16 protein-coding genes are annotated in these 14303 nt (G+C 31.8%); 12 read left to right on the top strand and 4 right to left on the bottom strand.

Annotation, left to right across the window (positions count from 1 at the left end):
- Window positions 1–53 precede the first annotated feature (53 nt).
- On the top strand, window positions 54–1736 hold the full coding sequence (locus tag J2Z35_RS06435; RefSeq protein ID WP_209660564.1) for a transporter substrate-binding domain-containing protein: 1683 nt from the start codon (window positions 54–56) through the stop codon (window positions 1734–1736).
- Window positions 1720–2094 carry a response regulator gene (locus J2Z35_RS06430; RefSeq protein ID WP_209660563.1) on the top strand — a complete coding sequence of 125 codons (375 nt, stop codon included), beginning with the start codon at window positions 1720–1722 and terminating at the stop codon, window positions 2092–2094. The genes J2Z35_RS06435 and J2Z35_RS06430 overlap by 17 nt, the downstream gene beginning before the upstream one ends.
- A 97-nt stretch (window positions 2095–2191) precedes the next feature.
- Here J2Z35_RS06430 and J2Z35_RS06425 read toward each other — a convergent pair whose 3' ends face one another.
- Window positions 2192–2572: a VOC family protein gene (locus tag J2Z35_RS06425; RefSeq protein WP_209660562.1), complete on the bottom strand. Its 381-nt coding sequence runs from the start codon at window positions 2570–2572 to the stop codon at window positions 2192–2194.
- A gap of 118 nt (window positions 2573–2690) precedes the next feature.
- Between J2Z35_RS06425 and J2Z35_RS06420 the strand changes: the two genes are divergently transcribed.
- From J2Z35_RS06420 to J2Z35_RS06390, 7 genes are all read left to right on the top strand, one after another.
- A complete protein-coding gene (locus J2Z35_RS06420; RefSeq protein WP_209660561.1) occupies window positions 2691–3212 on the top strand; it encodes a transcription repressor NadR in 522 nt (173 codons plus the stop codon).
- A gap of 65 nt (window positions 3213–3277) precedes the next feature.
- Complete coding sequence (locus tag J2Z35_RS06415) at window positions 3278–4276, top strand: PTS transporter subunit IIC (protein ID WP_330623402.1); 999 nt, start codon at window positions 3278–3280, stop codon at window positions 4274–4276.
- Window positions 4277–4361: 85 nt separating this feature from the next.
- On the top strand, window positions 4362–5012 hold the full coding sequence (locus tag J2Z35_RS06410) for an acetate uptake transporter (protein WP_209660560.1): 651 nt from the start codon (window positions 4362–4364) through the stop codon (window positions 5010–5012).
- Between the two features lie 195 nt (window positions 5013–5207).
- Window positions 5208–6632 carry a cardiolipin synthase gene (gene cls / locus J2Z35_RS06405; protein ID WP_209660559.1) on the top strand — a complete coding sequence of 475 codons (1425 nt, stop codon included), beginning with the start codon at window positions 5208–5210 and terminating at the stop codon, window positions 6630–6632.
- A gap of 49 nt (window positions 6633–6681) precedes the next feature.
- A complete protein-coding gene (locus J2Z35_RS06400) occupies window positions 6682–7077 on the top strand; it encodes an RrF2 family transcriptional regulator (RefSeq protein WP_209660558.1) in 396 nt (131 codons plus the stop codon).
- 165 nt (window positions 7078–7242) lie between these two features.
- Window positions 7243–9180, top strand: a complete 1938-nt coding sequence (locus J2Z35_RS06395; protein ID WP_209660557.1) for a diguanylate cyclase — start codon at window positions 7243–7245, stop codon at window positions 9178–9180.
- 23 nt (window positions 9181–9203) lie between these two features.
- Window positions 9204–10121 carry a DUF523 domain-containing protein gene (locus J2Z35_RS06390; protein ID WP_209660556.1) on the top strand — a complete coding sequence of 306 codons (918 nt, stop codon included), beginning with the start codon at window positions 9204–9206 and terminating at the stop codon, window positions 10119–10121.
- Between the two features lie 38 nt (window positions 10122–10159).
- On the opposite strand, the gene J2Z35_RS06385 is transcribed toward J2Z35_RS06390, so the two are convergent.
- Window positions 10160–10669, bottom strand: a complete 510-nt coding sequence (locus J2Z35_RS06385; protein WP_209660555.1) for a C-GCAxxG-C-C family protein — start codon at window positions 10667–10669, stop codon at window positions 10160–10162.
- Between the two features lie 258 nt (window positions 10670–10927).
- On the opposite strand from J2Z35_RS06385, the gene J2Z35_RS06380 reads away from it, so the two are divergent.
- On the top strand, window positions 10928–11599 hold the full coding sequence (locus tag J2Z35_RS06380) for an ATP-binding protein (protein WP_209660554.1): 672 nt from the start codon (window positions 10928–10930) through the stop codon (window positions 11597–11599).
- A 102-nt stretch (window positions 11600–11701) separates the two neighbouring features.
- On the opposite strand, the gene J2Z35_RS06375 is transcribed toward J2Z35_RS06380, so the two are convergent.
- Both J2Z35_RS06375 and J2Z35_RS06370 read right to left on the bottom strand, forming a co-directional pair.
- Entirely contained in the window at window positions 11702–12439 is a 738-nt protein-coding gene (locus J2Z35_RS06375; RefSeq protein ID WP_209660553.1) for a TraX family protein, read from the bottom strand.
- 9 nt (window positions 12440–12448) lie between these two features.
- Entirely contained in the window at window positions 12449–13132 is a 684-nt protein-coding gene (locus J2Z35_RS06370) for an MgtC/SapB family protein (RefSeq protein WP_209660552.1), read from the bottom strand.
- Window positions 13133–13275: 143 nt separating this feature from the next.
- Here J2Z35_RS06370 and J2Z35_RS14785 point away from each other — a divergent pair, with 143 nt between their 5' ends.
- Window positions 13276–13410, top strand: coding sequence for a hypothetical protein (locus tag J2Z35_RS14785; RefSeq protein ID WP_281063625.1), 135 nt, complete (start codon window positions 13276–13278; stop codon window positions 13408–13410).
- Between the two features lie 180 nt (window positions 13411–13590).
- Window positions 13591–14166, top strand: a complete 576-nt coding sequence (locus tag J2Z35_RS06365; protein WP_209660551.1) for a hypothetical protein — start codon at window positions 13591–13593, stop codon at window positions 14164–14166.
- Window positions 14167–14303: the final 137 nt, after the last annotated feature.

Here is a 14303-nt window from a genome sequence, read left to right as displayed (position 1 = left end):
GTGAATAAGACTTAGAGCAATTAATATTAATTGCTAAGAAAAGGAAGATTGATTTGAAAAAAAGAATTATTATATTAGCTTTTATTTTTTTTCTTTCCGTACCAACACTGTGGATGTTTTTGGGACTTTTGAATACGGGAGTATCTATAGTTGAATATATGAGACACTCAAAAGGAATTACTCAAAAGGAAATAGAGTATCTTCAAGAGCATGGAAGTATAGTATATGGAGCAGATAAAAATGCGCCGCCTCTTAGATTTGTAGATCCTGTAGATAATCAGTATAAGGGAATAGTAATAGATTATATTAACCTTCTGTCTGTAGAAATCGAATCTACAATAGAGTATAGACCTCTCCCCTGGGAAGAAGCGATAGAGGCACTCGTCAACAAGGAAACTGATATATGCGATATGTTTTCAAGTCAGGAAAGAAGAAAAAATCTTATTTTTTCGATTCCTATATATAATCTTAGAGGCGTGTTTGCTTATACTGATTATGCATATGAAAGTGCAGATGACATCAGTTCTTCAACAATTGCAGTTCAAAAAGGGGATTATGCAGAGGAATACTTAAAAACTAATTATACAGATATAAACTATATATATACCAAAGATTTAGGTGAATCAGTAGAGCTATTGAAGGAAGGAAAGGTAGACTTAATTATAGGGGATGAGCCTGTGGTTTTTTATTTTCTACAAGAGAGAAGCTTAGAAGCCAATATAGCTGAAACACCAGTATACGAACATCCTGTAATGCTTGCACTTCCAAAAGGTGAGGAGACTCTTCTTAATATTATAAATAAAGGAATTTATAGTCTTAAAACAAAAAATAGCATGGAAAAAATTCAGCAAAAATGGTTTGGAATATCAACACCAATAACAGAAGAAAAATATTATTATGGAAACAGATACTTTCTAGGAGCTCTTCTTACACTTTTAATAATTTTAACTGCTTATGGAATTCATTTTAATAATAAAGAGCTTCAGCTTAAGGTTAGAGAAAAGACAGATGAGCTTCTTAAAAAAGAAAAAGATATATTTCAAGCTCAAAAAATGGCGGCGATAGGACAGCTTGCAGCTGGAATATCCCATGAAATGAGAAATCCAATTGGAGTTATAAGGAATTATACTTATTTGATGAAATTAAATAATGACTATGAAACTAAGACTATAAAGTCAATTGAATCAATAGAAAAACAGCTAGATAAAGCTAGCGGAATAATTGATGAGCTTTTGAGCTTCTCTAGGAATAATGATTCTGTGAAAACGAAGATTAATCTTAAAAATTACTTTGATAGTCTGATTGAATCTAAGAGTATGGATAGCTTGAGAAATGAAAAAAAAGACATCGAATTTAATGTAAGTGGAGATGAAAGTATTTATATAAAGGCATATGAAGATGTACTGGACCATATATTTAATAATATATTAAACAACAGTATGTATGCTATTTCTAAACAAGGAAAAATAGACATAGAATTCTTTTTAGAGGAAAAAGAGATTTTTATTAGCATAAGAGATAGTGGAGAAGGAATTGACCAAGAGATTATAGAAGATATTTTTAATCCTTTTTATACCACAAAACCAATAGGTAAGGGAACAGGTTTAGGGTTATATATTGTTTATAGCGAGATTCTTAATATGTCTGGAGAGATAAATATAGAGAGTGAAAAGGGAGTAGGGACAACAGTAATAGTAAAATTGCCTGTGGAGGATAAATATGAGGGAACAGTATAGAATTCTTATAGTGGATGATAATAAAGATTATATAGAAGTTCTGGAGATGATTTTTCAGACTTTAGGATATGAATCTATGGCAGTTGATGACGGAGAAAAAGGACTTGAAGCTCTAAAAAATAAGAAGTTCGATCTTATAATAAGTGATTATCTAATGGATAAAATGTCAGGTATAGAGCTATTAGAAAAAATAAAAGATAAGTTTTCAGATTTGAAATTTCTCATGATTTCAGGAAATGACAATAAAGGAATCCAAAATGAAGCTATAGAAAAAGGGGCTGACGGTTATTTTGTAAAAGGGTCGGATCCTCAGCTTTTGATTAATAAAATAGAGGATTTCAAAAAAATAAAAAAATAAAAATATATAAGGGCCAAAGGAAAAAAATGAATTCCCTGTACTGATGATTATATTAGGGAGTCAGTATAGGATTTTTCCTTTAGCCCTTTTTTAAATTCTAAATGTCTATTCCACCTTCATCAAGAAAAGATTGAATCTCTACGATATATCCGTTAGGGTCTGTTGTAAAAAAGTTTTTAATATTGAACTGAGTATTTACTTGAGGCTCTCCATGAGGATGCATTCCACTTGTTGTAAGATTAACATAAGCTAAGTCCACATCTTTGGTCACAAGGGTAATAATAGGTTCATCACTAGATTTGCATATTGAAAGATGAGAACAAAAACCTATCTTTCCTCCTCCGGGAACGTCATAAATCTTACACAGACCTTGGTCTTTGTATAAAGTAAGACCTAGGACTTCTTTATAAAATCTGTCGGTTGCCTCAAGATCCATAGTTCCAAGAAATACGATTAATCCATCATAATTATTTTGCATTAAATCCCCCTCCTTTATTAAATATTTACCGAAATATAGTGGTATACAATCAGTTTTATATGGTAAAAATAATATATAAGAAAATTGATTTAATTATATAGAATCTGGAGGTTTATTTATGCAGACGAATCTAAGACGAATAGAAATAGAAAAAAGACTCAAGGAAGCAGTAAAATATATTAGTGGATCAGAACTTGCAAAAGAGTTTGATGTGAGTAGACAGGTTATAGTACAAGATATAGCTATACTTAGAGCTAAAGGCATAAATATAATCGCTACTCCCCAAGGATATATGATATCAGAGGAGAATCAAAATTCATATCGAAAGGTAATTGCTTCAAAGCATGGAAAGTTAAAAGAGCTTGAAGAAGAATTAAATATCATTATAGATAATGGCGGAAAGGTCCTTGATGTTATTGTAGAGCATGAGGTCTATGGCGATATAAAAGTAATTCTAAACCTCTCATCTAGAAAAGAAGTGAAAAATCTTGTGAAAAATCTCAAGAAAAGTACATCCAAGCCCCTTTCCCAAATTACTGATGGGATTCATTTTCATACTATAGAAGCAGACAGCGAAGAAGATATGAATGACATAATAAGGAATTTAAAAGAAAAAGGATACTTGATTGAAACAGAATAAAGTAGTATACTACCACTTAGGGTGACAAGACACCTGAATATACACTTCTATGGAGGTATGAATAAGTGAAAAATTATTTTGTTAAAACATTAAATGGGATGGCTTTTGGGTTATTTGCTTCTTTAATAATAGGGCTGATTCTCAAACAAATAGGAGATATAAGCTCCATATCTCAGCTTTCAACATTTGGAAGGACAGCTCAGCTTCTTATGGGACCAGCTATAGGTGCAGCGGTAGCAAATTCAATTGGTGCAGGCCCTCTTGTAGTATTTGCATCTTTAGCTACAGGTGCAATAGGAGCTGGAAGCATTATGATAACAGATGTTGGAGCGACTCTTGCTGTTGGTGAACCTGTAGGTGCATTTATAGCTTCACTTGCAGGAGCTGAGATAGGAAGAAGAATAGCAGGAAAGACTAAAGTTGATATAGTCCTTGTACCAGCAACTACAATAATAGCTGGAGGACTTGCTGGAATCATTGTAGGACCTTTTGTTTCAGTTATAATGAAAAATATTGGAGCGTTTATCAATCTGGCAACAGAGCTTCAACCTATACCTATGGGAATAGTACTTTCTATAGTAATGGGAATGATACTTACTCTTCCTATAAGCTCTGCAGCAATATCTATCTCATTAGGACTTGAAGGACTAGCAGCAGGGGCAGCACTTATAGGATGCTGTAGTCAGATGGTTGGATTTGCTGTGATGTCATATAGAGAAAATAAAATGGGAGGACTTATTTCTCAAGGGCTAGGGACATCAATGCTTCAGATTTCAAACATCATTAAAAATCCTCTGATTTGGATTCCACCCATTATATCAAGTGCAATACTTGGACCTATTGGAACTACAATTTTTAAGATGAGGGCAACAAGCGTTGGAGCTGGAATGGGAACTAGTGGGCTTGTGGGACAGTTCTCTACAATCGATGCTATGGGATCTTCAGCTTTAATGGGTATAGCTCTCCTTCATTTTATCCTTCCAGGAATTATATCTTATTTTATCTGTAGATTCATGGAGAAAAAAGGATACATAAAAAAAGGAGATATGAAATTGGGGGAATAAATCAAAAATATGTTGACAATAAGTTTACAATTTGATACTTTAGAAGACGGGTGTTTAATTATTTTATCAAATCTTGGAGGATGAAATGGAAACAAGTCAGGTGTCAGAAAGTAAAATTGTAACAGCGGATCCTACTGCATTAGGTCAGTTTGGGCTTGCTATGGTAACCTTAGTTGCGGCATCACAAAAATTAGGAATTACAGAAGGGTCTGCACTAATTATACCTTGGGCTATTTTTCTTGGAGCAATCGCACAGCTTTTTGCAGCTGTAAAGGATGCTCAAAAAAATAATGTTTTTGGTACTACAGTCTTTGGAGCTTATGGACTCTTTTGGTTATCAGTTGCTATGACATGGATGATACAAAACGGAATGTTTGGCGAAGCTATGGCTAAAAACGCTGACGTACGCCAGCTTGGATTTGCATTTTTAGGGTATTTGATATTCAGTCTTGGCGCTACACTCGTAGCGACAGAAACAAATAAGCACTTATTTATAATACTTGTTTTTATAGATTTCCTATTTTTAGGACTTACATTATCTACACTTGGGATTATGACTCATACTATGCACATGATGGCTGCATGGACAGAGCTTATAATATCAATACTAGGATTTTACGGTGCGATAGCTCATTTAGCAAATGGTCACTTTGGAAGAGAGTTCCTTCCACTTGGAAAGCCTATGGGAATATTCAAAAAACAAAATGCTTCTGCTGTTTCTAACAAAGCAGCATAGAAACTAAACATACATTTAAATAACTTAAATATATAAAAATCGGGCATTTGCCCGATTTTTTTTTCTGAAATATTATATTTTAAATTAGAATAAAATGAAAAATTGCTTAAGTTTCTAAATATATTGAGTAATAATAAATATTAGAGGATAATATATATACTACATTGCTTAAATAAAGAAAGGAGAGAAGAAGCTATGGCATTTGAAATCAATATTGCACTTATTATAAACATGATTCTAATAATTACACTTATTTTTATTGAACGAAAAAGACCAATCAATACAATAGCATGGATTTTTGCAGTTACATTTTTACCTGTAGTAGGATTTTTATTATATCTTCTGTTAGGTCAAAATCTCAGCAGAAAAAAACTCTTCGAGTTAAAAGAAGATGAGGATAGAAAGCTTAGAGAATTTGTATCAAGTCAAAGGAAAAGTCTTGAAAATAAGGAAATAAAGTTTAAAGATAAAAATATTGAAAAATACAAAAGTATTGTTACTATGAATTTGGTTTCTGATAATGCTCCTTTTAGCCAAGACAATAAAATAAAAATATTTACAGATGCTAAAACCAAATTCGAGAACTTATTAAATGATATAAAAAATGCAAAGAAATATATACATATTGCGTATTTTATAATAAGAAATGACGAAATTTCCAATGAAATAATAAAAGCGCTATCTCAAAAAGCTAAGGAAGGAGTAGAGGTCAATCTTCTTTATGACCCAATTGGAAGCTTTGGAACCTCATATAAAATATTTCAGCCATTAATAGACTCTGGAGGAAATGTAAGCAGATTTTTTCAAGGAAAGATATGGAGAGCCAACTATAGAAATCATAGGAAAATAGTTGTTATAGATGGAAATATAGGATATGTAGGTGGGATTAATATAGGTGATGAATATCTTGGAAAAAACAAAAAAATGAGCCCATGGAGAGATACACACCTTAAACTTGAAGGCAGTAGTGTTTATGCTCTAGAGCTTAGATTTATGATGGATTTTAGGCATTCCTTTAAGGGGGCAGATTACTCCCTAGAAAGACACTATCCTGAAATAAAAAAACCAGCAGGTGATATTGGAGTCCAAATAGTTTCAAGTGGACCAGATTCATTAGATGAACAGGTGAAATATGGATATATTAAGATGATAAATGAAGCAAGGGATTATGTATATATTCAAACACCATATTTTATACCGGATGACGCCTTTTTAGAGGCATTAAAAATATCAGCTATGTCAGGTGTGGATGTTAGAATAATGATACCTAAAATACCAGACAAAAAATTTGTTTATATGGGTAGTATTTCCTATGTTGAATATTTACTTAAATGTGGAATTAAAGTATACACCTATAGAGGATTTTTACATGCCAAAACTTTAGTTATAGATGATGCAGTACTTTCTATTGGAACAACAAATATAGATATAAGAAGCTTTAGCCTTAATTTTGAAGTGAATGCTTTTATATACGATACTGAATCTTCTAGAAAGTACGGAGAAATTTTTAGAAAAGACATGGAATTATCTGACGAAATAAAGTATGATGAATTTATGAGAAGAGGATTTTTACAAAAAGCAGGAGAATCTATATGTAGGCTTTTATCTCCAGTAATGTAATTATAAAGTCTAGCCAAAGTCCTAAAGGAGTAATATAGGAGGAGAATATATGAAAATAACTCAAGAATCGGATTATGCACTTAGAATAATTCAATTTTTATCTATTAGTGAAGAAAGTACAGTAGGAGCATCAATAATCGCTGAGAAGCAAAAGGTTCCACTAAGATTTGCACTTAAAATATTAAGAAAATTAAATGCTGCAGGGATTACAAAAGCTTATAGAGGAGTATCCGGAGGGTATTCTTTGGCAAAAAAACCTGAAACTATTTCATATAAGGATGTAATTGTAGCAATAGAAGGAGATATATATTTAAATAAATGTATAGCGGATAAAAGTGGATGTACAAGAGATGCGTCTGAAAAATGCCCTATGCATAAAAAATTAGTTAAAATACAACAACTTTTGGATAAGGAATTAGAAAGTGCCAAATTTGGGGACAATTAAGAAAAAGCATCCTGTCTTAAAATAACAGGATGCTTTTTTAAAAAAACACTAATTTAGTATTTATAAATTCAAATTATCGGATATAATATAAAAGTAAATAATTTTTAAATAAATAATATTCTACAAAGCGAACTATGATTTAATGAAGAAAGAAGAGGAATTAGCTTGGAAATAACGAATATAATTTTCTTTATACTTTTTCTATCCATTAGTATAAGTATATATGTGGGCAACTATATATATAAAAATATTAAAAACATACAGATTCCTGAGATATCAATAGCTATAATTGGACAATTTCTTTGGGCAGTTTTTTATTATTTTGAAATTCGGTCAAATACAATAAGCGTGGGGCTTTTTTTCGGAGCAATGAAATATCTTGCTATTAGTATTATTATAGTTGGGATATTTTTATACATAGTAAAATATACAGACTCCATCGATTGGACTCATAAACATCTTTTGAAATTTTTAATAATTTGGCCAATAATAAATATAGGATTTGTAATGTGGTTAAAAATAAATCCTAACCTTGTTTTTAGGGAATATAGTTTATTAAAAATAAACGGATATAGTTTTTATGCAGTCCGTCCAGGTTTATTGCTTAATATAACGTATTTTATAAACTATATATTTGCTATTTCTGGGATGCTGATTTTATTACCCAAAATTTTCAAATCAAGAGATGAGGAGAGAAAAGGGGTATTACTTGTACTCCTTATGGTACTTAGTCCCTTTGTAGGGAGCTTTTTCATAGTATTTGAAACCTTAAAAATTTCACCTTTTTTAATGTATATAGATCTTATGGCTTATTTACTCCTTTTAGCGAATATATTTTTTTTATTTGGAGTTAAAAAATATGACATTTTAAATATACTTCCTTCGGATAGAGACAAAATTATGGACCTTGTGGATTATGGAATTATTTCCGTAAGCGTGAAAGGAAGAATACTTGATTTAAATAAGACTGCAATTTCTATATTTAATGAAATAGGTGGAAGTGATTGTAATGTTATTGGCAAAGATATAGAAAAGACAATTTCAACATATTTTCCATCAGGAAATATTGAAAATATTACTGACAAATCTGCAATTTATAAGATTGAAGGAAAATCAGGCAGGGAAATGATTATTGAAATAGGAAATACTACAAGGGAATCTGAGAAAACAAAATCCAAAGATCACTTGATATCAATAAACAACGTTACTGAAAAATATACTCTAACAACTGAGCTAAAAAAATATAAAAGTGCCTTTGAAGCTAGCAATTTTGTGGTCCTAATTACTGATGTAAATGGACTTATAGAAAAAGTAAATCCAGCTTTTACTAGGGTTACAGGATATGATTTTGAAGAGGTAAAGGGCAAAAGCGGAAAAATATTTAAAAGCGGACATCATGATGATGCTTTTTATAAAAATCTATGGGATACAATAAACTCTGGATTAACATGGAAAGGTGAGTTTTTAAACAAAAAAAAGGATGGCACTCTATATTGGGAGAGAGCCTCAATATCACCAATATTTAATGAAATGGATAAAATCATCAATTTTGTTGCAATAAGAGAGGATATAACTAAAGAAAGAGAGTTAGCCAAAAAGTTTGAAGAAATGTCATATACAGATTTCCTTACCGGGGTCTATAATAGGCGAAAGGCTATGGAAGAGGGCACAAAGATTTTTATTGATAAAAAAGACGAGAGTCCAGAGCTTGTCTGTGCTATGATGATAGATATAGACCATTTTAAATCCATCAATGATATTTATGGCCATGCTGCTGGAGATGATGTACTAAGAAACTTTTCTAAAATTCTCAAAAGGTCTGTAAGGTCAAATGATGTAGTAGGAAGAATAGGTGGTGAAGAATTTCTCCTTATACTTGAAAATACTTCTTTAGAAGGAGCTTGTAAAGTATCAGAAAGAATAAGAGTAGAAGTACAGTCTCAAGAAGTGGTGTCTGATGGCAAAAAAATCACATATACTGTAAGTGTTGGAATAGCAGGATTAAGTCAGGAGAACACATTGGAGGAATTAGTGAAAAAAGCTGATGAGGCTTTATATGAAGCTAAGACTTCTGGGCGAAATAATATTAAAATAAAAATTTAACTTATGAAATTGGGGGAAATATTATGGAGACGATTTTGAAGGAAAAAATACAGCTGGGCATAAGCGCATGTATGTTTGGATGTAAAGTTAGATATAATAAAAAAGGGTGGAATATGGCGGATCTCTTTGGTAGAGAGCAGACTTATTTCACTTGGCACCCTGTGTGTCCAGAGACCATGTCAGGAATGGGAATCCCTAGAAGTCCTATAAGAGTAGTTGGAGACAGTGGTGCAGATGTACTAACTAAAAATGCGGTAATAAAAAACAGAGAGGGAAAGGATGTTACAGAAAGTCTCCTTGCAGGATGTAATTCTTGTATGGATACCCTAAAAAGAGCTGGAGTATATGCATATGTTTACATGGAAGGAAGTCCTTCTTGTGGCGTTTATAGAACCACTCTCAAAAATAAAAGGCTTGGAAAGCCACCAGGGGTTTTTGGAGCAATGCTTCTTGAAGAGGGATTCTTTTTGATTCCGGCTGCAGATCTTCAGAGCCCTGTAAGAAGATGGGACTGGAGAAGAAGGCTTCATGCTTTTGCATGGCTAAAAGAAGTTGAGATAAATACAAAAAATGATTTATTTGAAATGTGGCATATTATAAAATTTTTATGCCAAGAAATAGATGAAATAAAAGCAAGAGAAATAGGTAAAAAAATTGCAGAGTCACCTAAAGGATTTGATAGAGATTTTACAGAAGTCATAAGAAATGAAGCTCTCCTTATTTTAAGAAAACCATCTAGCTTGGAAAAAATAAAAAATAGATTATGGAAACATTATATCTTCCTTAAAAGAAATACAAATGAAGAGATAGAAAACATCATGGAGCCAACAGATATGAGGAATATGAATCATATAGCCGACGAGCTAATCATGATGGAAAGAAAATCCCTTGAAGCGGGAATACTCTTTGGAGCTGCACCAATTCTTTATAAAGGAAGATAAGTAAAAATCGGCTATATTACTAGCCGATTTTTTATGTACTAATCTATGATTTTGAGATTCATTTCCCTTGCCATTATTCTTGCAGTATCAGCTGCGACCTCTCCTGTAAATCTGATGCACTGCTTCATATGCTCCTTATCACCTTTTTTCATGCCTTTGGTTAGGATTCTGCAACATAGAGTTTTATTTCTCTCTTTAAATGTATCATGAAGCTCTTTAGATAAGCTCATGCTTTTTTGAACAGATTTGTCTTTAGCCTTTGTCCTCCCAAATACCATTCCTATAGCCATGCTGCCTCCAACAACAGCCCCGCAGATGCATTCGGCTCCTCCTACGCCAACTGGAAAGCTTGAAGCCATAGCTATGGCGTCATCACTTACATCTAGCTCAAACTCATCTCGTATGGTTTTTACAACTGCCTCTGAGCAAAAGAAATCTCCATCTCTATAGTATTTTTCTGAAATTTGTTTGATTCTCTCTATACTTATTTCATCTTTATTAGTACTTTTATTAGGAATTATTTGTTTTTTGAACAATTTACCAAGCATATCTAAACACCCTCCAATTTTATTTTATAAATTAATTATACAAGATTAGTAGTTCAAAATACTGAACTTTATAAAATAACAACAAAAGATGTATTTGGATTTTTTATTGAACTTATAGATTTTGTTTATAGAAATATCCTGAAAATCTAGAAATAAATGTTTAAAAGTAACAATGGTTACAGAATTTAAAAGGATTATAATATAAAATAGAGTCATAAGAGGTTTATATTAGATTTAAATAATGAAAGGATGAAAAAAATGATAAGAAAAATAATAACAATAGATGAAGAAAAATGCAACGGATGTGGGCTTTGTGTAGATGCCTGTCATGAAGGAGCCATAGTAATGGTAGACGGAAAGGCAAAGCTTCTTTCAGATGAATATTGTGATGGACTAGGGGACTGTCTCCCTGAATGCCCTACAGATGCTATAACTATGGACGAAAGAGAGGCTAAAGCTTTTGATAAGGAGCTAGTAGAAGAAAGAATGAAGGAAATTGCCAAAGAAAAATTAGATTTAAAAAATACTCCTCCTCAGTTTAAGGATATATCACTAAATACGGGTTCAGAACTCAGACAATGGCCTGTACAGCTAAGTCTTGTGCATACAAGAGCACCTTATCTTGAAGGGTCAGACCTGTTGGTTGCAGCTGATTGTACTGCATTTGCATACTCAAGATTTCATGAAGATTTTATTAAAGGAAGGGTAGTACTTGTAGGATGTCCAAAGCTTGACAATACAAACTACTATATAGAAAAGCTCACAGAAATGTTCAAAATCAACACCTTCAAGAGTATAACTGTAGTAAGAATGGAAGTACCATGTTGTAGTGGAATTACTTATGCGGTTAAAGAGGCAATGCTAAAATCAGAAAATATAGTTCCTTATAGTGAAATAACAGTAACTACAGATGGAAGATTAATAAAATAACTACTACCATTTTCAAAAAAAGTCCCAAGAGATATTTAAAATGTCCTTTATATAGGATTCATTTTATTTATCATTAGGGACTTTTTATATTTTCTTTAAGTTTTAAAGCCTCATGATATAGCCCAAAATCAGAAGGTGTATCGGATAGAAGCCATAAAAAAAGAATTTGGGAAGAATGAATGGCTTCTTATCTTTTATCTTACGAATTATTAAAACAGAAAAAATCGTGAGGCTTTGAATTATCATTGAAAACGGGTTTAATAAAAATAATAGAATCCCAAGAAGTCTTAAAAATATTTTATTGTTATAAATATCTGTCACATAAAATATTATAACCATAGCAATGCCATAAGCTGAGTAATCGGTGTTAACTATAATAGAAAAAGCCATTAATAGAAATATAAATAAATGAGCAAGTATGTTTGAACCTGAGTTTGAAGAGCCTTTTTCTCCATATACAGTTTTTAAAAGTCTGATGGAGATAAGCGCAAATAAAAAAGTAAATCCAACATTAAATCCTGGATGTCCCTGTAAGGAATATTCAGCGAGCATATCTATATTTGGAATGTAGGATTTTAAGATAAATTCAAGATTACCTACAGTCGTTAAAGATACTCGTCTTGAAAAATATACAAACGGAGGCTGGGAAACTATTGAAAATATAAGAAGTCTATTTTGGTACTTTGATATGTCTCTGGTTTTTTTTGCTCCTTGGGCTATAAGAAAAGCAAATATAGGAAAAGAAAGTCGCCCTATTAGCCTCAGCCAAAAGATTTCAGGATAAAGACTTGCACCTATATGGTCTATAAGCATAAGTAAAACAGCAGTTAGTTTTAACATATTATCTCCTTAGTTTTCAAGATCGTAGCTATATGAGGTTATATGGAACTGGCTTTTAAGGCTTCCCAATATTTTTCCAATATCCTCTTCTTTTTGACCAAAGGTTATTATATATATTTTGATATTTGCAGTATCCTTTTCATCAGACGATCTGCTTTCAAGACCTTTGATAGTTATAGTCTTATTACTAATAGCATCTCTAAAACCCTGTACAATTATATCCTCTTGGTCAATCGAACATACTAGTTTTATTTTGTAATTATACTCTGTATCTCTATTTCCATATTTACTATGTTCTACCCTAAGAGCCAAGGGCTTTAAAAGAAGATTTGTTCCAACTATAAAAAGACTACCTATAAAAGCCCAAACTATATAGCCTTGACTTGTAAGGACTCCAACAGCAGCAGAGCACCAAAGAGTTGCAGCTGTATTTAATCCCCTTATTGTAAAGCCGTCTCTAATTATTACTCCTCCGCCAAGAAATCCTATTCCTGAGATTACCTGAGAAGCTAGTCTTGCCCTTTCGTTTGCACCCTCATTAAATCCAAACATAAGAAAAAGGCAGGCACCAAGTGCTACAAGGACATTAGTTATTACAGCTGACATTCTATGTCTAAACTGCCTTTCTAATCCTATTATAAGTCCAAACAAAAATGCATATGAAAGCCTCTGTATTATAATATAAGCATCCATGAAGCACCTCCTTTTGATATATTATATCATTTTAGAAATAAAAAATATCAAAAAGTCAATATTCATTAATGCGACATTCATGCGGCTTTTATATTTTCATATTATCCATTAAACTATAAATAAATGTAAGGGAGTGATGAGAAATGGTCAAAAAATCGTTTAAGGTTACCGTTCTGACACTTTTATTAGCATGCTCTATAATTTTACTTAATCCAGCAATAGGCTTTGCAGCACCTGAGGACATACCTAGAATTTATAGCGAAAGAGTTGATTTTTAAGGTTTTTAATGGGGTAAGATAGAGAATTCACCAGGGGGATCTTTGATCGGGATTTATCAAAGAGGGGACCAACTCGAACTTAATCGGGTTGGTTCTTTTGATATTCATAGATTGTAATCTAATATATGGAGAAACTAAAGTTTGAAATATTATTTTGGATGAATGTCCGTGGAGGAATTAATGGAGAACTTTAAGTTTGGAGATATTTTTCTTAGTCTTATCCTTATAATTTTTTATACAACTATAATAATTTTAATAATAAAACAAATATACAGAATACTATTTTTTGGCAATCCCATAATCTATATAAGGGAAAAAACATTTCAAAAAAAATACTCTAAATTATTTTTTTTTATTAATCTAATTATTGCATCTGCTTATCTTGTTACAATAATCATAGATATAAAATTTCAAATAACAAAGGCTGTTTTTTATGGTTATTATGATATACAGAAAAGCTATTTGTTTCTAAAGCTTTTTTTAAACCTTGCACCACTTTTGATTATGGTATTGATAGGTCTGTCCTATTTATCAAAGGAAAGAATCACAACAAAGGGAATTGTAAGTGACAAATTGGCCTTCAATTGGCGTGAAGTAAAAAAAGTGGAAAAGGATATGGGAGAGTTAACTATTCATTATCAATATAATATACTTATGCTGAATTTTAGACTTGCATACAAAATCAATGATATGAAGGTAGCTGATCAGGTCAATAGGATAATAGAAAATCATTTAGAAGGTTCTTTAAAAACTTAAAAAACTATAAATATATAAAAAACTACCCAAATTTTAAAACTGGTGTTGATTTACACTTAATATTGACCCCCAATTACGAATAAATTTGACCCCCTCTATAAAACTAGTATAACCTAGTCAATGACTTTAAAAAAGTA

Source organism: Acetoanaerobium pronyense (genome assembly GCF_017874355.1).
Taxonomy (GTDB): domain Bacteria; phylum Bacillota; class Clostridia; order Peptostreptococcales; family Filifactoraceae; genus Acetoanaerobium; species Acetoanaerobium pronyense.
The sequence above is the reverse complement of the archived record's forward strand: the minus strand, read 5'-3'. Positions and strand labels throughout refer to the sequence as shown.